This is a genomic window from Bacillus sp. FSL M8-0063, assembly GCF_038005545.1.
GTDB classification, from domain to species: domain Bacteria; phylum Bacillota; class Bacilli; order Bacillales; family Bacillaceae_G; genus Bacillus_A; species Bacillus_A wiedmannii.
In genome coordinates, this window is record NZ_JBBOTJ010000001.1 from 20,776 (window position 1) to 46,357 (window position 25,582).

Here is a 25,582-nt window from a genome sequence, read left to right on the forward strand (position 1 = left end):
TGCAAACTTACCATGAAAAAAATAGCATTAGCGGTATTAAGCCTTGGCCTACTCGTAAGTGGATGTAGTACAGGTGCCGATAAAGATGAAAAAGTGGTTGAGAAATCGGGGAAAGCAAAAGAACAAGCAATCGTTCCGAAGTACTCTATTTCGGATGAATATTATAAGACGACTATTCCATTTGACGCAGGAGCTGCACGTGGTTTAGTTGTACAAGGAGTAAGTAATCGTCTTGATATAGATGAATTTGAAACAGGATTAATGCGTATTGCAAAAGAATCCTTTAGTACGAAAGATCATTTCTTTAAAGGTGGAAGTGCTCTAGATACTCAAAATTTGCAGATGCTTGTTAAAAGAAAGCGTACAGATGCTGAACAAAAGGAACTAGAGGACAAGTTAAAAAAAGATGCAGTTAAATTTCCAAACATTGGGTTAAACCCAGCGTTAGGTGGAGGATCTGAATCATTAGAGGAAAAAAATAAAAAAAATCCAATATATATTTCAAATATTTTAGAGCATGATTATTATGTGAAAAAAGACGAGAAAGATGAGAAAGGTGAGCGCCAAGGCATTGTAGTTGGCTTAGCGATGAACTCGGTTCATTATTATGAGGAAGAGCATGGTTATCCGCGTGAAGCTAAAATTGAACAAGAAAAAATGTTAGCTGAAGGGAAAAAAATGGCGCAAGAAATCATAAAAGTTATGCATAAAGAAGATCCTGAAACAAAAACTCTTCCGATAACATTTGCGATTTATCGTCAGGCTCCAAAGGCTTCACTCGTGCCAGGTAACTTTGTTTCTTATGCGAATGTTGAAAAAGGCAGTGAAACGGTTGAGGATTGGAAACAAATTAATGAGAAATATTATTTGTTCCCATCTGAACAAGCGAAAACAGATAATAAACGTGAAGATCTGGCGAGAGTATCGAACTTTAAAGCAAAACTAAGTGATTATTTCCAAGGCGACTATACAGCTGTTATCGGTACTGGTATGTATAGAGACGATGAATTAAGAGAAATAAAGCTTGATATTCCTGTCCAGTTTAATGGGAAAGCAGAAATAATAGGCTTTACACAATATGTAGCCGGGCTTGTTATGGAATACTTCCCGAATTATATGAAAGTACAAGTAACGATTAAATCTGTAGAACGCCCAGAAGCGATTATTATACGTGAAGCGAAGCAAGATGAACCGTTTGTGAAAATTTTAGATTAAATAGGAGGGCCGTTCCTTTATGGAACGGCTTTTTTTCTTGAATAATTTTGTTATAATTTAAAATGTTATAAATAATGGGGGTAAGGGGTAAGGCACATGGACGAATTAAGTTTCCAAGTCATTATTTTATTAATTGGATTCGGCTTTTTAGCAGCTTTTATTGATTCAGTTGTTGGTGGTGGAGGATTAATTTCGCTTCCGGCACTTATGTTTGTTGGTTTACCACCAGCTTCGGCAATTGCAACAAATAAATTAGCGGCAACGATGGGGACGTTTACGAGTGCAATTTATTTTATTCGATCAGGAAAGGTCGATTTTAAAATTGTAGGAAAGTTAATCCCGTTAACTGTTATAGGAGCGGTCGCAGGTGCTTTAGTAGTAAAGTTTATTCCGCCGGATATTTTACGTCCGTTAGTGCTTGTGATGTTGGTGTTTATTGCCATTTATATTATTGCGAAAAAGGATTGGGGAAGTGTATCCACCTATAAGAAGATGACGAAAAGAAAAACATTAATATTTTTCTTTGTTATTTTAATGATAGGGTTTTACGATGGATTTTTTGGCCCAGGGACAGGATCTTTTTTAATTTTTGCATTTTTATTAATTGGTTTGGATTTTATTCAAGCGGCAGCATCTGGAAAACTTTTGAACTTTGTTAGTAATATCGTATCTTTAATTACTTTTTTATTTTTAGACGTAATTCATTTTGAATACGGTATTATTATGGGATTATCAATGATCTTAGGTGCTTATTTTGGATCAAAGTTTGCAGTTCAAAAAGGTGTTGGATATGTTAGGACTTTATTTTTATTAGTAACTATTTTATTAATTGGAAAAAATGTTTTGGAATATACTCATATTTTGTAGAGTTATACTTTTGTATAACTCTATTTTTTTATTATATTTTAAAAATTTATTAATTTTTAAAATATAAGTCTAGGAATATTTGAATAAATCTAAATTATCGTGTAGAATAATGTTGTAAAATGTAAACGTTTTTCTAAGGGGAGGCTAAAAAAATGGTAGTAGCATACAAACATGAGCCATTTACAGATTTTTCAGTGGAGGCTAACAAATTAGCGTTTGAAGAAGGTTTAAAGAAAGTAGAATCTTATCTTGGACAAGACTATCCATTAATTATTGGGGGAGAAAAAATCACTACAGAAGACAAAATTGTTTCTGTAAACCCTGCAAATAAAGAGGAACTTGTTGGTCGCGTTTCAAAAGCAAGCCGTGAGTTAGCTGAAAAAGCAATGCAAGTAGCGGATGAAACATTCCAAACTTGGAGAAAATCAAAGCCAGAAATGCGTGCAGACATTTTATTCCGTGCTGCAGCAATCGTTCGTCGCAGAAAACATGAATTCTCTGCTATTCTTGTAAAAGAAGCAGGTAAACCATGGAATGAGGCAGATGCTGATACAGCAGAAGCAATCGACTTTATGGAATATTATGGTCGTCAAATGTTAAAATTAAAAGACGGTATTCCAGTAGAAAGCCGTCCAATTGAATATAATCGTTTCTCTTACATTCCATTAGGAGTAGGTGTTATCATTTCTCCTTGGAACTTCCCATTCGCAATTATGGCAGGTATGACAACAGCTGCTTTAGTTTCTGGTAACACAGTATTACTAAAACCAGCTAGTACAACTCCTGTAGTAGCAGCGAAATTCATGGAAGTATTAGAAGAAGCTGGCTTACCAGCTGGCGTAGTAAACTTCGTTCCAGGTAATGGTTCTGAAGTTGGTGACTACTTAGTAGATCACCCTCGTACACGTTTCGTGAGCTTCACTGGATCTCGTGATGTAGGTATCCGTATTTATGAGCGTGCAGCGAAAGTAAACCCAGGCCAAATTTGGTTAAAACGCGTTATCGCTGAAATGGGTGGTAAAGATACAATCGTTGTTGATAAAGAAGCAGATCTTGAATTAGCAGCTAAATCTATCGTTGCATCAGCATTCGGATTCTCAGGACAAAAATGTTCTGCATGTTCTCGTGCAGTAATCCATGAAGATGTATACGATCACGTATTAAATCGTGCTGTTGAATTAACGAAAGAATTAACAGTTGCTAACCCAGCTGTATTAGGTACAAACATGGGTCCTGTTAATGACCAAGCTGCATTCGATAAAGTAATGAGCTATGTTGCAATTGGTAAAGAGGAAGGTAGAATCTTAACAGGTGGCGAAGGAGACGATTCTAAAGGCTGGTTCATCCAACCAACAATCGTTGCTGACGTTGCAGAAGATGCTCGCTTAATGAAAGAAGAAATCTTCGGACCAGTAGTAGCATTCTGTAAAGCAAAAGACTTTGATCATGCACTAGCAATTGCAAACAATACAGAATACGGTTTAACAGGTGCTGTTGTTACTAATAACCGTGATCATATTGAAAAAGCACGTGAAGAATTCCATGTGGGTAACTTATACTTTAACCGTGGATGTACTGGTGCAATCGTAGGTTACCAACCATTCGGTGGCTTTAACATGTCTGGTACAGACTCTAAAGCTGGTGGCCCTGACTACTTAGCACTTCACATGCAAGCAAAAACTACTTCTGAAACTTTATAAGAAATAGTAGAAGAGATCTTCGCAGCCTGCGAAGATCTCTTTTTTTTGAAAAACTTGCTATATGTGAATTAAGATAGATATACGTAGAAAAACTAATAAGGTTTACTTCAGTAAATAAGATATATTATATTTGTTGAATAGATTCTCTTTACGGACAAGAAAAGTAGGTGAACAAAGTGGGAAAATATCAATTGGATTACAAGAGTCAGGTAGCTGTGGCAAAGTTTCATGAAAAACAGACGCCTGCCAAATTTGATAAAAAGCAGCAAATTGAAAATTTGCGTGCGGAGTATTTGAAAAAGAAGCAAAAACAAACAGATAAATAATATGTTACGTTTTTGATAGGAGAAACTAGCTCTAATTACCATATATTACTATTCGGTAATTAGAACTAGCTAAACCCTATTAATATCTGGATAAACATGTAAATAGAAACAAAACAACGAGAAAAGTTGACTTATTAGTCATATTTTTTAGTATTCATTTTAAGGATTTCCTGTATAATACAATTTGAAAGAAAATCTATGGTTTGACAAGAAACACTCTTTTCGGTTTTGCTCACTGAAGGGAGTGTTTTTTTGTAGCCAAAAACTCCTCTGTACTCATTACATTTGCATATACTCCATTTAAACTAGCCAAAATTGTGTTATGAATATAAACGGCTGGTATCGTAGCATTCTTAAAAGAAAGATCTTTTGTAGCACAAGCATCATGTATAACGGTACATGGAAAGCCGAAATCAAAAGCAGCTCTTACGGTAGCATCAATACACATATGAGTCATCATCCCGCATATGACGACGTGCTTAATGTCTAAACGTTGTAATTGTTCTAGAAGATCAGTTTCGCGAAAACTATTAGGATAATGTTTGAGTATAACGGTTTCTTCTCTAAGTGGACGTACGCTTTCATGAATATGTACACCTTCTGTATTGGGTAGGAAAAAAGTAGCGCCATCTTTTATTGCTACATGTTGGATATGAAAAATAGGTTCGTTTTTCGTTCTAAAGAGTTGTAGCAGCTGACTAGCATATTCGCTTGCTTCTACTGGATTACGCAATTCCATCTTTCCATGTGGAAAATAATCATTTTGAATATCAACGAGTAAAAGAGCTGTTTTCATATATTTATCTTCCTCCGATTTCATATTCAAATAATGGTATTCAATTTATAGAGAGGATTCTCCTTTTAAAAAATATGAAGGAGGAGAATTTAACATAACTTTAAAAATCATTATTGTATGTGATTTTTTATTTGAAAATTTCAATAGATAAATAATTAATATTTTCTAAAAAATGTATTGACTCTTATTATTCTGAGTTCTATAATGAGAATTAATTAAACGACAATTAAATCGATACATTCTTATCCAGAGAGGTGGAGGGACTGGCCCTACGATACCTCAGCAACGGGTTTTTTAATACCGTGCTAACTCCAGCAAGCCTATAAAGGCTTGGAAGATGAGAAGATGTGAACGAGTACATATAAGTGCTCTCCTTCTTATCTTTATGGTTGATAAGAAGGAGAGCACTTTTTATTTTACCTCGAAAGCTCTACTTCAAGTTTTTACAGCATATAGGAGGGAAGAAAATGATTTCTTTTAACAACGTAAGTAAAGTATATGAATCAGGTGGGCAATCTGTTCATGCGGTGGAGGATGTAACATTATCAGTTGAGAAGGGCGAAATTTTCGGTATCATCGGTTTTAGTGGCGCTGGAAAGAGTACGTTATTACGCCTAGTAAATATGTTAGAGAGACCAACGGCAGGAACGATTTCAATAGATGATAAAGATATTACATCTTTATCGATGAAAGAATTACGGAAGCTAAGACAAAGAATCGGAATGATTTTTCAAAGTTTTAATTTATTTAATTCAAGAACAGTGTTTGGGAATATTGCTTATCCATTAAGGTTAGCGAAAGTACCAAAGAATGAGATAAAAGAAAGAGTAAACGAACTGCTGAAATTTGTAGGATTAGAAGATAAAGCAAACTATTATCCAGAGCAACTATCAGGCGGTCAAAAACAACGTGTTGGCATTGCTAGAGCACTTGCAACATCGCCAGACATTCTTATATGTGATGAGGCAACATCAGCTTTAGATCCAGAAACAACGACAGAGATTCTGAACTTATTAAAGAAAGTAAATCGAGAATACAATGTAACGATTCTACTCATTACACATGAAATGCATGTTGTGAAAGAAATTTGTCACCGTGTAGCTGTAATGGAGAAGGGAAAGGTTATTGAAGAAGGAAAACTGTTTGACGTTTTCACACAACCAAAAACAAAGACAACTCAAAACTTTGTACGCTCCATTATTAATGATCATTTACCGGAAAGTGTTCTAGGGAAAATTCAAAATGGTGGACAAATTTATCGCTTAACATTTACTGGTGAAGAGACAGGGCAGCCGGTACTATCATATATCGCGAAAAACTATAACGTCGATGTAAACGTACTATACGGAAATATTATTGAACTTCAAAATGTGCTATTTGGAAATCTACTTGTAGAACTGCAAGGTGAGCAGAAAGAAATTCAAAAAGCATTACAACATCTACGACTACAAGTGCAGCTGAAGGAGGTAGAAGCTCATGCGAGTTGATTGGAGTATATTTTGGCCCCGCATAGTAGATGCGACGGGGGATACCCTCTTAATGGTAATTGTAACCCTTATATTTGCTACAATCCTTGGTATACCTCTAGGTTTACTTTTATATGTAACGAGAAAAGGAAACTTTTTAGAAAATAAATGGGTCTTTTCTATTCTTAATATCATTATCAATACAATTCGTCCGGTTCCATTCATCATTTTCTTAGTGGCTTTAAGCCCACTAACAAGAAGTGTTATCGGAACGACGATTGGAACAGCAGCAGCAATCTTTCCAATGACGTTAGTTGCATCAATTGGTATTGCTAGAATGGTTGAAACAAATCTTGTTTCAGTTCCAAAGGGAGTCATTGAAGCAGCTCAAGCGATGGGTGCTTCACCATTTAGAATTGTTTTTGAAATTCTTGTGCCAGAAGCGTTAGCTCCATTGATTTTAGGTGTTACGTTTATGACAGTTGGTTTAATTGAATTTTCTGCAGTTGCTGGGCTTGTCGGTGGTGGCGGTCTTGGTGACTTAGCGATGACATATGGTTATCAACGTTTTGATACATCAGTTATGTTCGTAACGGTCGTTTTACTTATTATTCTTGTACAGGTAGCTCAAAATTTAGGAAACTACTTTGCGAAAGTCTTTTTACGCAGATCATAAAAAGGAAGAGGGAAAAAGAAAATGAAGAAAATGAAGAAAATTTTAGCATTTGCATTATCAGCGATTGTAGGAATTTCAGCGTTAAGCGGCTGCTCAAGTGGAGACACGGGGGCAGGAGCAAAAGAGAAAGTAGTTCGCATTGGTGTAACTGGAACGGATGGGAACGCTTGGGAAATTGTAAAGGAAAAAGCTGAAAAAGAAGGGATTAAAGTTAAACTAATTGAGTTCTCTGATTACACAACGCCAAATAAAGCGTTAGCTGATGGAGATATTGAACTAAACTCATTCCAGCACGTTGCTTTCTTAGAGCAATTTAAAAAAGAGCATAAGTTAGATATTACAGCTGTTGGTACAACGCAAATTGCACCAATGGGCTTATACTCTGAAAAATATAAGAAGGCAAATGAAATTCCAGATGGTTCAGAAATTGCGATTCCAAATGATCCAACGAACCAAGCTCGTGCATTAAAACTTCTTGATGCAGCAGGTTTATTAAAGCTTAAGAAAGACTTTGGTTTATTTGGAGATCCAAGCGGCATTGCTGAAAATCCGAAGAAGTTAAAAATTACACCGGTTATCGCACAGCAAACACCTCGTGTATTAAAAGATGTAGCAGCTTCAGTCATTAATAACGGTGTTGCTGGTCAAGCTGGATTAGATCCAGCGAAGGATCCAATTTTCTTAGAAGATCCAAAGAATGAAAATGCGAAGCCATATATTAATATTTTCGCAGCTCGTACAAAAGATAAAGATGATCCAACACTGAAAAAAGTAATTGAACTATATCATTCAAAAGAAGTAACAGATGCAATTAAGAAAGAAACAAATGATGGTTCCATTTCAGTAGATCTTTCACTTGATGAGCTTGAAAAAATCGTAAAATAATTATCGGGTTTAACGATTAACAGTAGGAACCCCTCCGCTGTTAGCTCGTTCAACATATAATCTACTTAACAAACAAAACCCTAATTCTGTACCTTCCAATTCTGTATAACGTAGAATCCAATGTTTGTTAAGTAGAGTGATGGACCAGGAGTTTTCCTGGTCTTTTTTTATGAATGAAAGTAGCTAGCGAATAGTAAAGTAATCCAAATTATAACAGGGTAAGAAAATAAGCTGAAAATGAGTGTAAGTATGAATTGTTTTTTTAAAATGAGGTGTTTTTCGAATGAAAAAAAGAAAATAGAAAAGATAACAATGAAAACTGCTGATATTACGCCAGGATTATAAGAACGATATATGGAAAACAAAATAATATGTTGAACGGAGTTGAAGAAGATAGCCCCTTGTATAAAAATAATCCAGTATATAGAAGACAAGAAGTTTAGTTGATATAGAAAGGTGATAAGTAAGACAAAGATTGTTAGTGCGGAAATGGCAATGAAAAATTGTTGGCTTGTTATAAAATGAATTGAAAATTGATTAGCAAGATATTGAGGCATTTGGAAAGATTCTTCTAGATTATGAATGAAAAATAACAAGGGAATAACCCAAAGCATAATAGTGGAATGTTTTTTTAACAACTTACATCACTCCAATATGGAGATAGAAAGCCTAGAGAGGCTCTCTATCCAGAGATGTTCATTCAATTATGATACTTTTTAAATTATTTTCTTGGTGCTCTTGTTCTTTCGGATAAGCAGCTAGCTCCTCTTGCAAAATATTTAGTATTTGCTTAGCTGATTGTTGGATTGGGGTAGGGAACTCTTCTAATATATTCATACCGATTTTTATTTTTGTACGAATTACCTTTCTTAGTAGTTCCTCATGCATGTACTACACCTCCAAATCGAATATTTAGTACATCTTCTTCGAACTTAGCTCCTTGAATAGAAAGGTGTGTTAACGTTTTTGGTAATGTGATGTTCCGTTTCACAGAACCTGAACGAATGATAAGTTCATCACCTTTTTGATTTAATGAAAGTTCACTTTTGTTTGAGAAGGGAATGGAGAGAACGAAAATATACTCATCGCCATCTTTTTTTACATATTGAGTGCGCCCGTTAAATTTCACTTTCGTAGGAGAAGAATCTGATTTAAATAAAGCGTCTCCTACACGCTCTAACATGGACAAACCGACAACTTCTTGTTCAAACATAGGAGCTTCGTAAATAGGAAGCGGCTGAAAACTATCTTGAATTAATGTTTTATATTTTTTTTGAGTATCTTTCCATGCTTGAAAATAAGGATCGGTGACAGTGTTAGGGATGACGCGGTTAATCATAATGGCATCTACGTTATAATCGTATAAATTTAAATAAGTAAAGCTACGCTGAGCTTCTTTAATGACCATTTTTTCGGGATTTACAACGATGCGGATACTTGTTATTTCTCGGTTTGATAAAATATCTCTCATTTCTCCGAGCTGTTCAAGTGTATTCGTTAATTCGTCCATAATATCATCGGTTGGAAGAGGAACACCAAGAAGTGGTTGAGCTACAGGGCGAACAACTTTTAAAACTTTTCTTTTAATAGGAAAGAGTTTTTCCATCCACCAGCTGAGCATGTCTGGAAAGCTGAGCATTGCTAATGTTTCTCCTGTTGGAGCACAATCAATGATAATAACATCATATGTGTTTTGTTTATAATAATCGAGTACGCGAAGTAAGCTAATTAAATCTTCCATACCAGGAAACATCGTTAACTCTTCTGTTGTAATATCATCAGCTGCTTTGGAAGTGAAGAGTAGCGTAATATATTTCTGTAATTTCCCCCAGCCTTTTTCCATCTCATAAATCGTATTAATTTCTTGTGCCCACAAATTTTCACGAATTTCTAATGGCTCAGAAGATAGCTTTATACCAAATGAATCTCCTAAACTATGAGCAGGATCTGTACTCATTACTAATGTTTTTAATCCTTGTTTTGCGCTTTGAAGCGCTGTTGCTGCTGAAATGCTAGTTTTTCCTACGCCGCCTTTACCTGTATACAAAATAATTCTCATTATTCTATCCCCTTTGTTTCGAGTGTCGAATATTACGAGCATCGAAATAAAATATTGAATAAAAACCCAACTAGGGTTTTATTCAATCGGAATGTTTTTCATTTTAGGTGTAGAAACCTTTTCTTCTGTTTTTTGCTGTGACGTAGCGATGTGATTCATGATCTTTTGGAAGATTTGTAGTAAGAATGCTTTTTCTTCTTCTGATAATGCTTCTGTCACTAGGTTAAAGTAATGGGCTGCATTTTGTTTTACTTCTTGGACGAGCATTACGCCGTTTTCTGTTAAACGAATTAATACAATGCGTCGGTCGTTTTCATCACGGTACCTTTCAATATATCCCTTTTTTACGAGGCGATTTACAACACCTGTCGTTGTACTCATCGGTATATCAAGAAGGTCAGCAATTTTTGTCATTGTAATATCTGTATTTCGCTCCATCCAAAGTAAACAAAATACTTCTGTTTTAGAAAGTGTTAAATCTAGGCTTACCCATTCTTCAGGATAAAAAAGCTTCTTGGCGTTATCTAGCAGCAAGTCTAAAAAATGTTCATATTGCAACAATTATTTCCACTCCCGTATATTTCGAGGTTCGTAATATTTGTTTTTATTTTATGTAGAATTGAAATAAATGTCAATGATTTTAAATGTTTTTTCAGATTAGACAGAAAACTAACTTTAAAATAGTATTCTTTTATGATAGATTTATAAATATAAAACTAGAATTTACATAAAAATCCATCGTGGTAAATATACTTATCTATAATGGATGTACAGCTAACGAGGGGGAGAACGATGAGAAGACGTAATACGCAAGCGTTCACGTTTTTAGCATGGACTTCATTTGTTTGTGCACTTTCAGGTATGCTAATTGGAATTTATACGTTAGATGAAACGCTTAGTGTAAAAGGATATTATTTAATTGGAACATTATTTTTAACGATGTCTTGTTTTGTATTACAAAAAACAATTCGTGATAATGAAGAAGATAACGAGAGATTTCCGAAAAATAAACCGTTAGATAAGGAGTAAATTGTAAAGAAAGGCATTTGCCTTTCTTTTTTTATGTAAAAATGCCGTAAGTGCCGTGTGTTGACTTGCTTGAAGTACTGAAAATTTGGTATCATCAATAGTATTGTAGATTGAACGATATATTATGGAGGTGGCCTAGCCGTGTCAAGAATTTCCGTTGAGAATGTAAAGCACGTAGCACATTTAGCACGTCTTGCAATTACTGATCAAGAAGCAGAAAAATTTCAAAAACAACTGGATGCAATCGTTACATTTGCAGAACAGTTAAATGAATTAGATACAACAGATGTAAAACCAACAACTCATGTATTAACTATGAAAAATGTTATGCGTGAAGATGTACCAGAAAAAGGTTTACCAGTTGAAGAAGTATTAAAAAATGCACCGGATCACAAAGATAATCAAATCCGTGTTCCAGCAGTATTAGAATAGAGGAGGGGAATTTCGATGTCATTATTTGATCATTCCGTATCAGAGTTACATAAGAAATTAAACAACAAAGAAATTTCCGTTACGGATTTAGTAGAAGAATCTTACAAACGTATTGCGGATGTTGAAGATAACGTAAAAGCTTTTCTTACATTAGATGAAGAAAACGCACGCGCGAAAGCGAAAGAATTAGACGCGAAAATTGGTGCTGAAGATAATGGTTTATTATTCGGTATGCCAATTGGTGTAAAAGATAACATTGTAACTAACGGTCTTCGTACAACTTGTGCGAGCAAAATGTTAGCAAACTTTGATCCAATTTATGATGCAACAGTTGTGCAAAAGCTAAAAGCTGCTGACACAGTTACAATCGGTAAATTAAATATGGACGAGTTCGCAATGGGTTCTTCAAATGAAAACTCAGGTTTCTACGCTACGAAAAATCCATGGAACTTAGATTACGTTCCAGGTGGATCTAGTGGTGGTTCTGCAGCAGCTGTAGCGGCAGGAGAAGTATTATTTTCTCTAGGTTCTGATACGGGTGGTTCTATCCGTCAGCCAGCTGCATATTGCGGCGTTGTAGGTTTAAAACCAACTTACGGACGCGTATCTCGTTACGGATTAGTAGCATTCGCATCTTCACTTGACCAAATCGGACCGATTACACGTACAGTAGAAGATAATGCGTACTTATTACAAGCTATTTCAGGTATTGACCGTATGGATGCAACTTCTGCTAACGTTGAAGTCGGAAACTACTTAGCTGGTTTAACAGGCGACGTTAAAGGTTTACGCATTGCTGTACCGAAAGAATACTTAGGAGAAGGTGTTGGCGAAGAAGCTCGTGAGTCAGTACTAGCTGCTTTAAAAGTATTAGAAGGTATGGGCGCAACTTGGGAGGAAGTATCTCTTCCGCACTCTAAATACGCTCTAGCAACGTATTACTTATTATCTTCTTCTGAAGCATCAGCTAACCTTTCACGCTTTGATGGCGTACGTTACGGTGTTCGTTCTGATAATGTAAATAATTTATTAGACCTTTACAAAAACACACGTAGCGAAGGTTTCGGTGATGAAGTAAAACGCCGTATTATGCTTGGTACATTTGCACTTAGCTCTGGTTACTATGATGCATATTACAAGAAAGCACAACAAGTACGTACATTAATTAAAAACGACTTTGAAAATGTATTTGCTAACTATGATGTTATTATTGGACCAACAACGCCAACTCCGGCATTTAAAGTGGGCGAGAAAGTTGATGATCCAATGACAATGTATGCAAATGACATTTTAACAATCCCAGTAAACTTAGCGGGTGTTCCAGCGATTTCTGTTCCATGTGGATTCGGTGCTAACAACATGCCACTTGGTTTACAAATCATTGGTAAACACTTCGATGAAGCGACAATTTACCGCGTTGCACATGCGTTTGAGCAAGCAACAGACTATCATACAAAAAAAGCAAGTCTGTAAGGAGGCGAGCATAGATGAATTTAGAAACAATTATTGGTTTAGAGGTTCACGTTGAGTTAAAAACAAATTCGAAAATTTTCTCTGCGAGTCCAACAGAATTCGGAGCGGAGCCAAATACACAAACAAGTGTAATTGACTTAGGATACCCAGGGGTACTTCCTACTTTAAATAAAGAAGCAGTTAACTTTGCAATGAAAGCTGCAATGGCATTAAACTGTGAAATCGCAACGGAAACGAAGTTTGACCGTAAAAACTATTTCTACCCAGATAATCCGAAAGCTTATCAAATTTCTCAATTCGATAAGCCAATTGGTGAAAATGGTTGGATTGAAATTGAAGTAGACGGTAAAAAGAAACGTATCGGTATTACACGTCTTCATTTAGAAGAAGATGCTGGTAAATCAACGCATACAGCTGATGGTTCATTAGTAGACTACAACCGTCAAGGTATGCCTTTAATCGAGATCGTATCTGAGCCAGATATGCGTACGCCAGAAGAAGCATATGCATACTTAGAGAAGTTAAAATCAATCATTCAATATACTGGCGTATCTGATTGTAAGATGGAAGAAGGTTCTCTACGCTGTGATGCGAACATTTCCCTTCGTCCAGTTGGACAAGAGAAGTTCGGTACAAAAGCGGAACTGAAAAACTTAAACTCATTCACTTACGTACAAAAAGGTCTTGAGCACGAGCAAGTGCGCCAAGAGAAAGAATTGTTATCTGGTGGTATCATCCAACAAGAAACACGTCGTTATGATGAAGCAACGAAGAAAACAATCTTAATGCGTGTGAAAGAGGGATCTGACGATTACCGTTACTTCCCAGAGCCAGACTTAGTTGAACTTTACATCGATGATGAGTGGAAAGAAGAAATTCGTGCTTCGATTCCAGAACTTCCAGATGCACGTAAAGCTCGCTACGTTGCAGAAATTGGCTTACCAGCTTATGATGCACACGTATTAACATTAACGAAAGAAATGTCTGATTTCTTTGAAGCAACTGTTGCAGACGGTGCTGACGCGAAATTAACATCAAACTGGTTGATGGGTGAAGTGCTTGCATACTTAAACAAACAACAAAAAGAATTAAAAGACGTTGCATTAACGCCTGCTGGTTTATCTAAAATGGTTCAATTAATTGAAAAAGGCACAATTTCTTCTAAAATCGCGAAGAAAGTATTTAACGAATTAATTGAAAAAGGTGGAGACCCAGAGGAAATCGTTAAAGCAAAAGGTCTTGTTCAAATTTCTGACGAAGGTACACTTCGTAAGGTTGTAACAGAAATTCTTGATAATAATGAGCAATCTATTGAAGACTTTAAAAACGGTAAAGACCGTGCAATTGGCTTCTTAGTTGGTCAAATTATGAAAGCTACAAAAGGACAAGCAAATCCGCCGCTTGTTAACAAAATCTTACTTGAAGAGATTAATAAGCGATAATAGTAGTAACTTTTAAAGATTAAGCAGAAAAACACCCGTACATGGGTGTTTTTCTAGGTTAATCAAACGTTTGTTTAAATGAGAGAAGATCGTTTAAACAAACGTTTGATTAACTGTCAAAAGTGGAAAAATGTTTGTATAGCAACTATGGTATGATAGTTGCAAAAAGGTGGGAATAATGATAAATCTAGACATAGAGGTTTTTTTCATCTCATGAAATAATAGATAATTATTATTCGTTATATGTAAATTGTTGTGAGGAAATAGATAGACATAAATTTTTTGTCAAATAAAACAAAACCATTGAAATGAATATTTACTTTTGATGGACTACACGAATCGGGTTCTTACTGCCTGTTTGAGCGGGATAAAAGAAGGATAGGAAGATGAGAGGAGGTAGGCATAGGAATACTGAATAGAAGTTCGGTATGTTCTTTTTGATATATAAAGAAATTTCCTGTGCTAATAAATGATGAAGCGAGCAAGAATTATTTATAATCCTACTTCTGGGCGCGAGCTATTTAAGAAGAGCTTACCGGAAGTATTACAAAAATTAGAACAAGCTGGATATGAAGCGTCTTGTCATGCGACAACTGGTCCTGGAGATGCGACTGTGGCAGCGAGGCAAGCTGCGGATCGTAAGTTTGATGTTGTTATCGCAGCTGGTGGTGATGGTACATTAAATGAAGTGGTGAACGGTTTAGTAGGACATGAACAGCGTCCAAAGTTTGGAATTATTCCAGTTGGAACGACAAATGATTTTGCGCGTGCGATCGGTGTACCTCGTGCTATTGAAGAGGCTGCGGATATTATTTGTGAAGGGAAAACAGTTCCGTTAGATCTTGGTAGAGCGAATGATACATATTTCATTAATATCGCTGGTGGCGGCCGTATTACAGAATTAACATATGAAGTGCCAAGCAAGCTAAAAACGGTATTAGGCCAACTTGCTTATTATTTAAAAGGAATCGAAATGCTACCATCATTACATCCAACATATGTTGAAATTGAGTATGATGGAAAGTTGCTACAAGAAGAAATTACGATGTTTTTAATTACGAATACTCGTTCAGTTGGTGGATTCGAAAAAGTAGCACCATATGCATCGATTAATGATGGCTTATTTGATTTATTAGTACTGAAAAAAGGTTCTATCGCTGACTTAATTAAAGCAGCAACACAAGCGCAGCGTGGTGAACATATTAACAATCCAAAAGTGCTATACACACAAGCGAATCGAATTAAAGTGCATTCACCAGATAAACTAATGATTAACTTAGATGGTGAATACGGTGGAGATGCACCGATGGAATTCGAAAATATATATCATTGTCTTGAACTATTTGTTCCTGAACATCAAGAGGATGCCCTGTAAAGGCATCCTTTTTATTATATAGAGGAATTGTAAATTGGAAGTTAGTTTGATTTTTATGGTATTTTTACAATTCGTTTATTTTATATCCATACTTTATTGATACACTGGAGGAGATAAGAAAAGAGAGGTAGTGTGCTATGGAGAAGGTAAAAGCAATATTATTTGATAAAGACGGGACATTAATGGATTTTCATTCAATTTGGATAAAAGTAGCTGAAGAACTTGTGGCGGAATGTATAAAATTATATCAACTCCCACAGTCAATGCAGCCTGCTTTATTAAAAGAGATCGGCGTGGAGGGGGTGTTTGTGAACCCTCGTAGCGCAATAGCGGCAGGAACAAGCCTTGATGTTGCAAAGGGGCTTTGTAAGTATATTACGTCATCTAAGGAAGAGGAGATGCATCAGTGGGTAAGTGAAAAGTTATTTTCTCTTATGTATGAGCATCGTTCCTATATGAAAATGACGGCGGATTTACCGAGAATTTTACAAGGTTTAAAGGATAGAGGATTTATTTTAGGTGTTGTTACAGCTGATGATTTTGCACCGACAGAATTGTTTTTAAAACAGTATCAATTAGAGTCTTTTTTTGATTATGTTGTAGCTTCAGATACGTTTCCGGCACAAAAACCAGATAAAAGAATTGTAGAATCTTTTTGTGAGAAGTTTCATTTAGAAGCATGTGAAGTAGCCGTCGTTGGAGATACACCAACTGATTTACATTTAGCGAAAAACGGTGATTGCTATGCAATTGGGGTGCTATCTGGTACGGGAGACCGTCAAACATTAGAACCACTTGCGGATATGCTCGTACAATCTGTTGGGGATTTTATTTCTCATTCGGGTGAGTTGACTTGGGAACAAGGAAAGTCTAATGTGTAAGGAAAATAAGTCTATAAGGACTCTTAATGAGTCTTTATAGATTTATTTTTTATGTCGACATAGAAGGTATGTAGGATGAATGCTGGAAAAGAATGTTGGCATACATTTTGCAACGAAAAGAGAAAACAATGTAAAGAAAAGGATGGGATACGTAATGAACACAAAAAAATTTGCTAAAGTAAATGAACAAATTCCTGGGTCGAAAGCAGCGTCTTTATTAGAACGCCGCCAAAATATAGTACCAAAAGGAGTAAGTAACGGCATCCCAACGTTTGTACAATCTGCAAATGGTGCTCTTTTAACAGATGTTGATGGTAATCAGTACATTGATTTCGCAGGAGCAATCGGAACAATTAACGTAGGGCATTGTCATCCAGCTGTTAAAGAGGCGCTCCATAAACAAGTAGATCAATACATTCATACTGGATTTAATGTCATGATGTATGAGCCATATATTGAATTAGCAGAAAAACTTGCGGCATTAGCACCAGGAAGTTTTGATAAGCAAGTACTATTTTTAAATAGTGGTGCAGAAGCGGTTGAAAACGCAGTGAAAATCGCTCGTAAATATACAAAAAGGCCTGGTATTATTGCATTTTCTAAAGGATTCCATGGGCGTACATTAATGACAATGACGATGACAAGTAAAGTAAAACCATATAAATTTGGATTTGGCCCATTTGCGCCTGAAGTCTATAAAGCACCATTTCCATATGAATATCGCCGCCCAGAAGGATTAACGGAAGAGCAGTACGATGACTTTATGATTGAAGAGTTTAAGAATTTCTTCATATCAGAAGTAGCGCCAGAAACAATTGCAGCCGTTGTAATGGAACCTGTTCAAGGGGAAGGCGGATTTATCGTTCCAAGTAAGAAATTTGTGCAAGAAGTACGCAATATTTGTTCAGAACACGGCATCTTATTTGTAGCGGATGAAATTCAAACAGGATTTAGTCGTACAGGAAAATATTTTGCCATTGATCATTATGATGTCGTTCCAGATTTAATTACGGTATCTAAATCATTAGGCGCTGGTGTACCGATTAGTGGTGTTATTGGGCGCAAGGAAATTATGAATGAGTCTGCGCCGGGAGAGCTTGGTGGAACGTATGCAGGAAGCCCACTAGGATGTGCGGCAGCATTAGCAGTGCTTGATGTAATAGAAAAAGAGAATTTAAATGATAGAGCGATAGAATTAGGGAAAGTTGTAATGAACCGATTCGAAGAGATGAAAAATAAATATAATTGCATCGGTGATGTGCGCGGCTTAGGAGCAATGTGTGCATTCGAGCTCGTTCAAGACCGTAAGACGAAAGCACCTGATAAAATGTTAACAGCTAACTTGTGCGCAGAAGCAAACAAACGCGGATTACTTCTACTATCAGCAGGGACATACGGTAATGTTATTCGTGTGTTAATGCCATTAGTTATTACAGATGAGCAACTTGAAGAAGGATTAACAATAATTGAAGAATCATTGCAAGTCTGTTATGAGAAAGCAAATACTGCTCGTGTTTAAAAGCTAAATAATAAATCGCAAACATTCTAGCTGACTCTATATAAAATGCAGAAAATTCACTTTATAATAAAGGTAGTGAAGTGAATCGATGGATTGGAAGTTAGGGGTGGCTAGGATGGTTGGAGAAAAGGAACGAGTGTTAATGGATTTACAAGATGTATTTGAATATGCGTTTGACGAAATTTTTGTGACTGACGAAAAGGGAATCGTTGTGCGTGTAAATAGTACATGTGAAAGGCACTATCAACTAGCTGCTAAAGAGTTAGTAGGTAAGCATGTGAAAGAATTGCAGAAGGATGGTATCTTTTATCCATCGGCAACGTTAGAAGTAATTGAAAAAAAGAGACCGATTGAACTCGTTCAAACGACAAAATCAGGAGAGTATTTACACGTTCGTACAAGGCCTGTTTTTGATAATGAGGGAAATTTAAGAAGAGTAATTAGTTATTCTCGTGATCTTACAGAACTCTACCAATTACGTCAAAAGGTAGAGGAAATGGATAATCAGTTAAAAACATATAAAAAAGAATTAAGAGAAACATATGAACATGAAGGACTTATTTTTAAAAGTATCGCTATGCAAAAAATAGTCGAGACAATCAAGAAAGTATCCGTGGTAGATAGTACAGTTCTCATTTTAGGTGAGACAGGAGTAGGGAAGAGTCGATTAGTACGTCATTTACATGAAGTGAGTAACAGGAAGAATGAAAGTTTCTATGAAATTAATTGTGCGGCATTGCCAATGAATTTAATTGAATCAGAGCTTTTTGGATACTCAGGTGGATCTTTTACAGGTGCGAATCGTGAAGGGAAAAAGGGACTATTAGAATCAGCGCATAGAGGAACTCTTTTCTTAGATGAAATTGGCGAAATGCCGCTTGAAATTCAAGCGAAACTTTTGCAAGTATTGCAAGAAAAAACGTTTCGCCCTATAGGCGGAAGAGAATTAAAAAAAGTTGATGTTAGAATTGTAGCGGCAACAAACCGAGATTTAAGTATGATGGTGAAACAAGGAACATTCCGGAAAGATTTATATTATCGTCTGAATGTCATTCCAATTTTAATTCCGCCACTTCGGGAAAGAACCGAAGACATTTTGCCACTCATTTATCATTATTTACAGCACTTTAACGAGAAATATGGCCGAAATGTAAAATTAGCACCTAGCACATTGCAAATGTTTGTTGGTTACCCATGGGAAGGAAATAATAGAGAAATTGAAAATGTGATTGAGCGAATTGTTATAACTGCTGATGATATCGTTACGATAGAAGATTTGCCAATAGCGATGCAAGAATCAACGGTTGAACAGTCCGGTCAAAGTCTCTATAAAATGTTAGAAGAAGTAGAACGTAATATTATTTTGAAAGCATATAAAACATATGGATCGAGTTATAAAGTAGCGGAGTTTTTAAAAATAAGTCAATCTGCTGCCACTAGGAAGATAAAGAAACTTTTAGAGGAGGAAGAAAACATTGGATAAAAAAGCGGCGTTTGTAAATGTAGAGAAAAAGGCGATGTATATAAATGGTGAGTGGATTACATTGCAAGAACAAATCGAAGTAAATAATCCAGCAACGAAGGAAATATTTGCGACGGTACCAAAGGGCGGGGTAACAGAGGCAAAGCAAGCTGTTGATGCTGCTCATGAAGCTTTTAAATTATGGTCTAATTTAACAGCAGCAGACCGTGCAGTGAAGTTGAAAAAATGGTTCACACTTATCGATGAAAATAAAGAAGAGATTGCAGCGATCATGACGAGAGAACAAGGAAAGCCATTTGCAGAAGCACTTGGTGAAGTGAATTATGCAAATAGCTTTGTTGAATGGTATGCGGAAGAAGGAAAACGCGTATACGGTGAAATGATTCCTGCTTCTCATCCGAATAAACGTATTTTAGTTATGAAGCAACCAGTTGGAGTTATGGCAGCTATTACACCTTGGAACTTCCCGGCTGCTATGATTACGAGAAAGGTAGCACCGGCACTTGCGGCAGGATGTACGGCAGTTGTAAAACCTGCAAGTCAAACGCCGTTAACTGCGTTGAAATTAGCTGAATTAGCTCATAAAGCGGACATTCCAAAAGGCGTAATAAATATTGTAACAGGTAGTGCGAAAGCAATTGCTGATACGTGGATGGAAGATGGACGTGTTCGAAAAGTTTCCTTTACAGGATCAACGGAAATTGGGAAGGAATTAATGGCCAGTGCTGCACAAACGATGAAAAAGGTTTCACTTGAGTTAGGTGGTCACGCGCCGTTTATTGTTATGAATGATGCGGACTTAGATAAAGCGGTAGAGGCGGTAATCGGTTCGAAATTCCGTAACGCAGGACAAACGTGTATATGTACAAACCGCGTCTTTGTTCAAGAAGAAGTGTACGAAGAATTTGCAGGAAAGTTCACAAAAGCTGTAGAGCAGCTTAAAGTTGGAGACGGATTTGGCGAAGGAACAACTGTAGGTCCACTTATTGATGCGAATGCAATTTCGAAAGTACAAGAACATATTGAAGATGCAATTCAAAAGGGTGGAGAAGTTTTATACGGTGGCCATAAATTTGCAGAGTTAGATGGATATTTCATTCAGCCAACCGTAATTGGATTGGCAAATGACACGATGCTTTGTATGAATGAAGAAACATTCGGTCCGGTTGCACCAGTTGCTAAATTTAAAACGGTTGAAGAAGTAATCGAACGTGCAAATAATACACCATATGGCTTGGCTGCTTATATTTTCACAAAAGATATTAGTCAAGCATTCCAAATTAGCGAAGCGTTAGAGTACGGAATTATTGGCTTAAATGATGGACTTCCATCAGTTGCACAAGCACCGTTCGGTGGCTTTAAAGAAAGTGGTATCGGCCGTGAAGGAGGCCATTTCGGTATCGAGGAATATTTAGAAATTAAATATATTTCGTTAGGGCTATAAGTAGTATACTAGAATCTCTATAAGGTAACAGAGAAGGAGATTCTAGTATGGTATATTGGCTATTATTACTCGTAACAATTATTTTTGAAGTAGCAGGAACAATTGCGATGAAATTATCAAACGGTTTAACAAAGCTCGTTCCAAGTGTACTTATTTTCGTATTTTATGGAATTTGTTTCAGCGTATTTGCTATCGTTGTCAAAAAAATTCATTTAAGTATCGCTTATGCCATTTGGTCTGGCGTAGGAACATTACTTATTACAATCATTAGCGTATATTTCTTTAAAGAACACATTAGCTTATTCCAAGCGTTTTGTATTCTATTTATCGTTTTAGGAGTAATTGGACTTAAGGTTTCATCAGCATCATAAAAGGCTATCTTCCAGTGTGGAAGATAGCCTTTTGTTTTTATTAAAATGCCCAGTTACCTTTACGGAAAATCGGTTCATGTCTTCCGTCAGCTGTAATACCATCGATATCAAGCTCAGCTGATCCGATCATGAAGTCGTTATGTGTAATACTAGTGTTTGCTCCGTTTTCAGCAAGTTCTTCTTTAGACATTGTTTTTCCGCCTACTAAGTTGAATGCATAAGCACTTCCGATTGCAAGGTGGCAAGATGCGTTTTCGTCAAATAGTGTATTGTAGAATAAAATATTTGTATTTGAAATTGGTGAATCATGAGGTACTAAAGCAACCTCGCCTAAGAAGTGAGAGCCTTCATCTGTTTCTACTAAATGTTTTAAAGCTTCTTCTCCGGCTTCCGCTTTGTAGTCTACGATACGCCCGTTTTCAAATGTTAACGTGAAGTTATCGATAATGTTACCTGCAAATGCTAACGGTTTTGTGCTAGATACTTGGCCGTTTACACCTGTTTTAAGTGGCATTGTAAATACTTCTTCAGTTGGGATGTTCGCCATAAATGGTACGTTCTTTTCATTTAAGCTACCAGCACCAGCCCATACATGCTTTTCTGGAAGTTCGATCGTTAAATCTGTTCCAGGAGCTGTATAGTGAAGGGCTTTATAATGCTTTTCGTTTAAGTAATCAACTTTTGTATGTAACGTTTCATCGTGTTCTTTCCATGCTTCCACAGGATTTTCTAAATCCGCACGAGTAGCTTTGAAAATAGCATCCCATAGTTTTGCTTCTTGTTCTTCTGGTGCAACGTCAGGGAATACTTTCGCAGCCCATTCTTTCGTAGGAACAGAAATGACACACCAGCTTACTTTATCAGCTTGTACGTAATCACGGTATACTTTCATTGCTTCACCAGCTACTTTATGAGCTGTTGCGATACGCGTTGATTCTACACCTTTTAATAAATCAGGGTTTTCTGCATAAATAGACATAAATGCAGCACCTTCTTTTGCTAATTCTTCACGAGCGTGTGCTTTCCAAGATGGGAACTCAGCGAATGCTTCTTCAGGAGCTAGATCGAACTTTAAGCGTGTTAACGTCTCATCATTCCAGTCCACATATACGTGTTTTGCACCAGATTTATATGCTTTTTCTGTAACGAGGCGTACAAATTGTACAGCCTCAAGAGGTGCACTAATTGATAATGTTTGTCCTGGTTGAATATTAACACCAACATTGACTGCAAGGGCAGCATATTTCTCTAACGTTTGTTCAAATGACATATGTATAATCTCCTTTAATTTGAAAGATTTCTTACTATATATAATACAAGAAAATTCAAAAAATATATATAAATATAGCGTGAAAAGAGAGCTCAAAATATATTGAGCTCTCATCGTTATTTAATCGAAGAAGCAAATTGTTCTACAGTCGTCGAATTGTGTATGCGAACACGCTTCATTTTTAGTAATTCATCGGGTTCACCTTTCGTAATGAACTTTCCGGGTTTTGTTGTCGTCGCAAATTGATAATATTTCTTCGTTTCTGCAACAACTTTATCATCCACATGACCGAATGGATAAGCAACTGCAATAACAGGCTTACCTGTTATTTTCTCTAGCTTTTCCTTTGATTCTTTTAATTCTTCTTCATAGTTTGTAATTTTCGGCAAGTCTGCATGTGTTGCAGTATGAGATTGCATAGAGAAAATGCTGGAATCAACCATTTCTTTTATATCAGATGTAGAAAGTGATCCTTCTACATCAACGTTATCAACAATCATATATTCTGTTGCTGTAGGTTTAAACGTATCGTCTTTTAGTTTTTGTAAAACATGAAATGCATTCATATTATTTTTCATACCGTCATCAAATGTAACAAAGATAGGTTTATTTACTTTATTAATATCGCCCCAACGTTCAAAAGTTAGTAATGTATAGCCGTTGTCCTTTAAATATTTCATTTGGGCTTCAAAATTAGCAGGTGATACGAATAAGTCTTTAATGCCTTGTCCATGATAATCATCGATTGCATGGTACATAAGAACGGGAACCTTTTGCTCGAAAGTAATAGTAGATTTTGTGAGTGGAATGTTTTTCCCATCTTCTTTCATTCCTATTGCTTCAATTTGAAACTCACCGCGTTTTCCTTCAAATTCTTTTATGTCAAAAGGAAGTGTAAATTGTTTCTCCTTTTCTTTAGAAGAAAAAGATTTAGCACTTTCCTTCCCATCAGCTGTGCGCCAAATTTTATATTGTACCTCACTTAAAGTATCCTTTATATCTGTCATATGAATAGTAGTGTTTGTAGATTCGTGTGTAATCGGATGATAAGAAATTTTACCTTGTTCTTGCACAGTCTCTTCTTGTTTCTTAACTTCTTGAACCTTTTTCTCTTTTTTAGGCTCTTGACTTACATCGCTAGTATTACAACCTGCTAGAATGGCAGACGTACATAAAGCGATTGCTGCGTATTTTCTCATAAGATCACCTTCTATTGTGTATTATGTTGCATACGTATTTAAAATCCCCACCGCTGTAAGAGAGGTGGGGACATACCCTTGTTCATCATATCATTTTAGTAATGAGATAGGTTAGTGACTTTTAATAGAGCTATTTCTATCATCTTTTAGTAAAGTTTACTGTATCCCGCTATTTGTGGGCAGTAAGACCCCACCTCAGAATTCAGCAAAAGCAAAGAGGTTAGGTGGGATCAGCTGCCCGTAAAAGCCCGATTGGTGAGGGCTAATAATCAGTGGGGGTGAACAAAACCCCCACTGATTAAAGTTTTACTTTATAAGAGATATGAATTTTTCCATTGATGTATTAGGCCCTACAAAGTGGCGTTTAATTAAGTACTGTTCGTTTGGCATCCCTTTTGTAATGTGATTACCGTGATCAGTAGTTACTGCGAACTCATAATGTTTTTTTGTTTCTTCAACAGCTGGGTCATTATAAGAACCTACTGGATAGGCGAGAGCGATGACCTTTTTACCAGTAAGGGCTTCGATTTTTTCTTTCGAACTACGTAATTCCTCATCATAATTGCTTGAATGAGCCATCATCGTATGATTAGCAGTATGTGATTGAATAGAAAAAATGCCTGAATCCATCATTTGTTTTATCTCATCTGTTGATAGACGATTTGGTTTGTCTATCTCATTTGCAGTAAGAAATTCAGTAGCCGTAGGTTGGAATCTATCATCCTTTAATTTTTGTAAAATATGAAGAGCATTCATATTATTTTTTCGACCATCATCCATCGTTACAAAAACAGGTTTATTTACACGATTTATATCATTCCAACGTTCAAACGTAAGCATCGTATAACCGTTATCTTTCAAATACTGCATATGATTTTCGAATTGCTCAGGTGGTACATATAAGCCGTAATCCCCATCACTTGGCCCAGGGTATTTTTCAATCGCATGGTACATTAAAACGGGTACATGTTGCTGGAATGTAATTTTAGATGTTACTAGATTTGTTTCAGTATGATCTTCTTTGATTCCTACTGTTTCAATTTGAAATTCGCCACGTTTTAAATGAAATGATTTTAAATGTAGTGGGAGGGCAAAGTCACGCTCTTTTTCTTGTGAAGTAAAAGCTTGTTTGCTTTCAGGACCGTCAGCAGTACGCCAAATAGTGTAACGTACTTGTTTGAAGGAATCTCTTAAATCCTTTGTATAAAGCGTGGTGTTTTGTGCGTTATATTCATACGGATCCCATGTAATAATCCCTTGCGTTAAAGGCAGTTCAACCGCTTTCGCTTTTTTTTGTTCAACTGTTTGTTTCGCCGTTGCTTCTTTTATTTGTTTATCACTAGTGCTACTAGTGTTACAACCTACGAGAATAGCAGAAGAAAGTAAAGCGATATATGTATATTTTTTCATTCTATCATCCTTCTATTGTGTTTTAATTATCATCACTTATGTCTTGAAATTATCATTCGTATAAGTGAAACTAACTCAAATTTTCGATTTTAAAAATTTGAATTATACCCTTGTACATCATATCACTATAGAATATAGAGGGGAATACATTTTTGGAATAATTCGGAAAAAACCTTATATTTTTCTGGTGGAGTTTACATAAAAATACATATAGAAGAAAGTAAAAAACTCCACCTAAATTTCCTTTTGAAAAAGGAGAAGTAA

25 protein-coding genes and 1 riboswitch are annotated in these 25,582 nt (G+C 36.2%); of the genes, 17 read left to right on the top strand and 8 right to left on the bottom strand.

From position 1 onward, the window contains the following. Positions 1 to 12 precede the first annotated feature (12 nt). From MKX31_RS00100 to MKX31_RS00115, 4 genes are all read left to right on the top strand, one after another. The gene (locus MKX31_RS00100) at positions 13 to 1,215 is read left to right on the top strand and encodes a CamS family sex pheromone protein (RefSeq protein ID WP_064477175.1); all 1,203 of its coding nucleotides are present in this window, start codon (positions 13 to 15) and stop codon (positions 1,213 to 1,215) included. A 96-nt stretch (positions 1,216 to 1,311) separates the two neighbouring features. Then, positions 1,312 to 2,082 carry a TSUP family transporter gene (locus MKX31_RS00105; protein WP_064477176.1) on the top strand — a complete coding sequence of 257 codons (771 nt, stop codon included), beginning with the start codon at positions 1,312 to 1,314 and terminating at the stop codon, positions 2,080 to 2,082. A gap of 152 nt (positions 2,083 to 2,234) precedes the next feature. Beyond that, complete coding sequence (gene pruA / locus MKX31_RS00110; RefSeq protein WP_000259557.1) at positions 2,235 to 3,782, top strand: L-glutamate gamma-semialdehyde dehydrogenase; 1,548 nt, start codon at positions 2,235 to 2,237, stop codon at positions 3,780 to 3,782. 176 nt (positions 3,783 to 3,958) lie between these two features. After that, complete coding sequence (locus tag MKX31_RS00115; RefSeq protein WP_000521652.1) at positions 3,959 to 4,108, top strand: hypothetical protein; 150 nt, start codon at positions 3,959 to 3,961, stop codon at positions 4,106 to 4,108. Positions 4,109 to 4,340: 232 nt separating this feature from the next. On the opposite strand, the gene MKX31_RS00120 is transcribed toward MKX31_RS00115, so the two are convergent. Next, positions 4,341 to 4,904: a cysteine hydrolase family protein gene (locus MKX31_RS00120; RefSeq protein ID WP_064477275.1), complete on the bottom strand. Its 564-nt coding sequence runs from the start codon at positions 4,902 to 4,904 to the stop codon at positions 4,341 to 4,343. Between the two features lie 239 nt (positions 4,905 to 5,143). After that, positions 5,144 to 5,248: riboswitch (SAM riboswitch) on the top strand. A 123-nt stretch (positions 5,249 to 5,371) separates the two neighbouring features. On the opposite strand from MKX31_RS00120, the gene MKX31_RS00125 reads away from it, so the two are divergent. The 3 genes from MKX31_RS00125 to MKX31_RS00135 are packed head-to-tail and all read left to right on the top strand — an operon-like array spanning position 5,372 to position 7,931. Beyond that, on the top strand, positions 5,372 to 6,391 hold the full coding sequence (locus MKX31_RS00125; protein ID WP_064477177.1) for a methionine ABC transporter ATP-binding protein: 1,020 nt from the start codon (positions 5,372 to 5,374) through the stop codon (positions 6,389 to 6,391). After that, the gene (locus MKX31_RS00130; RefSeq protein WP_001261880.1) at positions 6,381 to 7,046 is read left to right on the top strand and encodes a methionine ABC transporter permease; all 666 of its coding nucleotides are present in this window, start codon (positions 6,381 to 6,383) and stop codon (positions 7,044 to 7,046) included. The genes MKX31_RS00125 and MKX31_RS00130 overlap by 11 nt, the downstream gene beginning before the upstream one ends. A 30-nt stretch (positions 7,047 to 7,076) precedes the next feature. Next, the gene (locus tag MKX31_RS00135) at positions 7,077 to 7,931 is read left to right on the top strand and encodes a MetQ/NlpA family ABC transporter substrate-binding protein (protein WP_098102438.1); all 855 of its coding nucleotides are present in this window, start codon (positions 7,077 to 7,079) and stop codon (positions 7,929 to 7,931) included. 167 nt (positions 7,932 to 8,098) lie between these two features. Here MKX31_RS00135 and MKX31_RS00140 read toward each other — a convergent pair whose 3' ends face one another. From MKX31_RS00140 to MKX31_RS00155, 4 genes are all read right to left on the bottom strand, one after another. Then, positions 8,099 to 8,569 carry an HXXEE domain-containing protein gene (locus MKX31_RS00140; RefSeq protein WP_081257440.1) on the bottom strand — a complete coding sequence of 157 codons (471 nt, stop codon included), beginning with the start codon at positions 8,567 to 8,569 and terminating at the stop codon, positions 8,099 to 8,101. Between the two features lie 58 nt (positions 8,570 to 8,627). Then, complete coding sequence (locus MKX31_RS00145) at positions 8,628 to 8,819, bottom strand: DUF3926 domain-containing protein (RefSeq protein ID WP_088046900.1); 192 nt, start codon at positions 8,817 to 8,819, stop codon at positions 8,628 to 8,630. Further along, positions 8,812 to 9,993: an ArsA family ATPase gene (locus MKX31_RS00150; RefSeq protein ID WP_081257452.1), complete on the bottom strand. Its 1,182-nt coding sequence runs from the start codon at positions 9,991 to 9,993 to the stop codon at positions 8,812 to 8,814. The genes MKX31_RS00145 and MKX31_RS00150 overlap by 8 nt, the downstream gene beginning before the upstream one ends. A gap of 75 nt (positions 9,994 to 10,068) precedes the next feature. Then, positions 10,069 to 10,551, bottom strand: a complete 483-nt coding sequence (locus MKX31_RS00155; RefSeq protein ID WP_000942477.1) for a MarR family winged helix-turn-helix transcriptional regulator — start codon at positions 10,549 to 10,551, stop codon at positions 10,069 to 10,071. A 231-nt stretch (positions 10,552 to 10,782) separates the two neighbouring features. Between MKX31_RS00155 and MKX31_RS00160 the strand changes: the two genes are divergently transcribed. From MKX31_RS00160 to MKX31_RS00205, 10 genes are all read left to right on the top strand, one after another. Then, positions 10,783 to 11,019, top strand: coding sequence for a YiaA/YiaB family inner membrane protein (locus MKX31_RS00160; RefSeq protein WP_001254393.1), 237 nt, complete (start codon positions 10,783 to 10,785; stop codon positions 11,017 to 11,019). A gap of 141 nt (positions 11,020 to 11,160) precedes the next feature. Beyond that, the gene (gene gatC, locus MKX31_RS00165) at positions 11,161 to 11,451 is read left to right on the top strand and encodes an Asp-tRNA(Asn)/Glu-tRNA(Gln) amidotransferase subunit GatC (protein ID WP_000086999.1); all 291 of its coding nucleotides are present in this window, start codon (positions 11,161 to 11,163) and stop codon (positions 11,449 to 11,451) included. A gap of 15 nt (positions 11,452 to 11,466) precedes the next feature. Then, positions 11,467 to 12,924: an Asp-tRNA(Asn)/Glu-tRNA(Gln) amidotransferase subunit GatA gene (gene gatA / locus MKX31_RS00170; RefSeq protein ID WP_000051449.1), complete on the top strand. Its 1,458-nt coding sequence runs from the start codon at positions 11,467 to 11,469 to the stop codon at positions 12,922 to 12,924. Between the two features lie 14 nt (positions 12,925 to 12,938). Further along, a complete protein-coding gene (gatB, locus tag MKX31_RS00175) occupies positions 12,939 to 14,366 on the top strand; it encodes an Asp-tRNA(Asn)/Glu-tRNA(Gln) amidotransferase subunit GatB (RefSeq protein WP_046958896.1) in 1,428 nt (475 codons plus the stop codon). A 469-nt stretch (positions 14,367 to 14,835) separates the two neighbouring features. Continuing rightward, a complete protein-coding gene (locus MKX31_RS00180) occupies positions 14,836 to 15,741 on the top strand; it encodes a diacylglycerol kinase (protein WP_088046902.1) in 906 nt (301 codons plus the stop codon). A gap of 137 nt (positions 15,742 to 15,878) precedes the next feature. Next, positions 15,879 to 16,622, top strand: a complete 744-nt coding sequence (locus MKX31_RS00185) for an HAD family hydrolase (protein WP_088046903.1) — start codon at positions 15,879 to 15,881, stop codon at positions 16,620 to 16,622. 154 nt (positions 16,623 to 16,776) lie between these two features. Further along, the gene (gene gabT / locus MKX31_RS00190) at positions 16,777 to 18,141 is read left to right on the top strand and encodes a 4-aminobutyrate--2-oxoglutarate transaminase (RefSeq protein WP_088046904.1); all 1,365 of its coding nucleotides are present in this window, start codon (positions 16,777 to 16,779) and stop codon (positions 18,139 to 18,141) included. 115 nt (positions 18,142 to 18,256) lie between these two features. Then, the gene (locus MKX31_RS00195) at positions 18,257 to 19,624 is read left to right on the top strand and encodes a sigma-54 interaction domain-containing protein (RefSeq protein WP_088046905.1); all 1,368 of its coding nucleotides are present in this window, start codon (positions 18,257 to 18,259) and stop codon (positions 19,622 to 19,624) included. Further along, positions 19,617 to 21,068 (top strand): NADP-dependent succinate-semialdehyde dehydrogenase, encoded by a 1,452-nt coding sequence (gene gabD / locus MKX31_RS00200; protein WP_088046906.1) that lies wholly within the window; start codon positions 19,617 to 19,619, stop codon positions 21,066 to 21,068. Before MKX31_RS00195 ends, gabD begins: the two co-directional genes overlap by 8 nt. Before the next feature lie 47 nt (positions 21,069 to 21,115). Continuing rightward, entirely contained in the window at positions 21,116 to 21,439 is a 324-nt protein-coding gene (locus MKX31_RS00205) for a DMT family transporter (protein WP_000263262.1), read from the top strand. A 40-nt stretch (positions 21,440 to 21,479) separates the two neighbouring features. Here MKX31_RS00205 and MKX31_RS00210 read toward each other — a convergent pair whose 3' ends face one another. From MKX31_RS00210 to MKX31_RS00220, 3 genes are all read right to left on the bottom strand, one after another. Beyond that, the gene (locus MKX31_RS00210; RefSeq protein WP_064477184.1) at positions 21,480 to 22,709 is read right to left on the bottom strand and encodes an aminopeptidase; all 1,230 of its coding nucleotides are present in this window, start codon (positions 22,707 to 22,709) and stop codon (positions 21,480 to 21,482) included. Between the two features lie 116 nt (positions 22,710 to 22,825). Further along, positions 22,826 to 23,908 (bottom strand): polysaccharide deacetylase family protein, encoded by a 1,083-nt coding sequence (locus MKX31_RS00215; RefSeq protein WP_064477185.1) that lies wholly within the window; start codon positions 23,906 to 23,908, stop codon positions 22,826 to 22,828. A 306-nt stretch (positions 23,909 to 24,214) separates the two neighbouring features. Further along, positions 24,215 to 25,318: a polysaccharide deacetylase family protein gene (locus MKX31_RS00220; protein ID WP_340979672.1), complete on the bottom strand. Its 1,104-nt coding sequence runs from the start codon at positions 25,316 to 25,318 to the stop codon at positions 24,215 to 24,217. Positions 25,319 to 25,582: the final 264 nt, after the last annotated feature.

Bases quoted from the DNA above. Each gene is read 5' to 3' on its own strand.
- MKX31_RS00100 (WP_064477175.1), top strand. From the start codon at position 13: ATGAAAAAAATAGCATTAGCGGTATTAAGCCTTGGCCTACTCGTAAGT.
- MKX31_RS00105 (WP_064477176.1), top strand. From the start codon at position 1,312: ATGGACGAATTAAGTTTCCAAGTCATTATTTTATTAATTGGATTCGGC.
- pruA (WP_000259557.1), top strand. From the start codon at position 2,235: ATGGTAGTAGCATACAAACATGAGCCATTTACAGATTTTTCAGTGGAG.
- MKX31_RS00120 (WP_064477275.1), bottom strand. From the start codon at position 4,904: ATGAAAACAGCTCTTTTACTCGTTGATATTCAAAATGATTATTTTCCA.
- MKX31_RS00125 (WP_064477177.1), top strand. From the start codon at position 5,372: ATGATTTCTTTTAACAACGTAAGTAAAGTATATGAATCAGGTGGGCAA.
- MKX31_RS00130 (WP_001261880.1), top strand. From the start codon at position 6,381: ATGCGAGTTGATTGGAGTATATTTTGGCCCCGCATAGTAGATGCGACG.
- MKX31_RS00135 (WP_098102438.1), top strand. From the start codon at position 7,077: ATGAAGAAAATTTTAGCATTTGCATTATCAGCGATTGTAGGAATTTCA.
- MKX31_RS00145 (WP_088046900.1), bottom strand. From the start codon at position 8,819: ATGCATGAGGAACTACTAAGAAAGGTAATTCGTACAAAAATAAAAATC.
- MKX31_RS00160 (WP_001254393.1), top strand. From the start codon at position 10,783: ATGAGAAGACGTAATACGCAAGCGTTCACGTTTTTAGCATGGACTTCA.
- gatA (WP_000051449.1), top strand. From the start codon at position 11,467: ATGTCATTATTTGATCATTCCGTATCAGAGTTACATAAGAAATTAAAC.
- gatB (WP_046958896.1), top strand. From the start codon at position 12,939: ATGAATTTAGAAACAATTATTGGTTTAGAGGTTCACGTTGAGTTAAAA.
- MKX31_RS00180 (WP_088046902.1), top strand. From the start codon at position 14,836: ATGATGAAGCGAGCAAGAATTATTTATAATCCTACTTCTGGGCGCGAG.
- MKX31_RS00185 (WP_088046903.1), top strand. From the start codon at position 15,879: ATGGAGAAGGTAAAAGCAATATTATTTGATAAAGACGGGACATTAATG.
- gabT (WP_088046904.1), top strand. From the start codon at position 16,777: ATGAACACAAAAAAATTTGCTAAAGTAAATGAACAAATTCCTGGGTCG.
- MKX31_RS00195 (WP_088046905.1), top strand. From the start codon at position 18,257: ATGGTTGGAGAAAAGGAACGAGTGTTAATGGATTTACAAGATGTATTT.
- MKX31_RS00205 (WP_000263262.1), top strand. From the start codon at position 21,116: ATGGTATATTGGCTATTATTACTCGTAACAATTATTTTTGAAGTAGCA.
- MKX31_RS00210 (WP_064477184.1), bottom strand. From the start codon at position 22,709: ATGTCATTTGAACAAACGTTAGAGAAATATGCTGCCCTTGCAGTCAAT.
- MKX31_RS00215 (WP_064477185.1), bottom strand. From the start codon at position 23,908: ATGAGAAAATACGCAGCAATCGCTTTATGTACGTCTGCCATTCTAGCA.
- MKX31_RS00220 (WP_340979672.1), bottom strand. From the start codon at position 25,318: ATGAAAAAATATACATATATCGCTTTACTTTCTTCTGCTATTCTCGTA.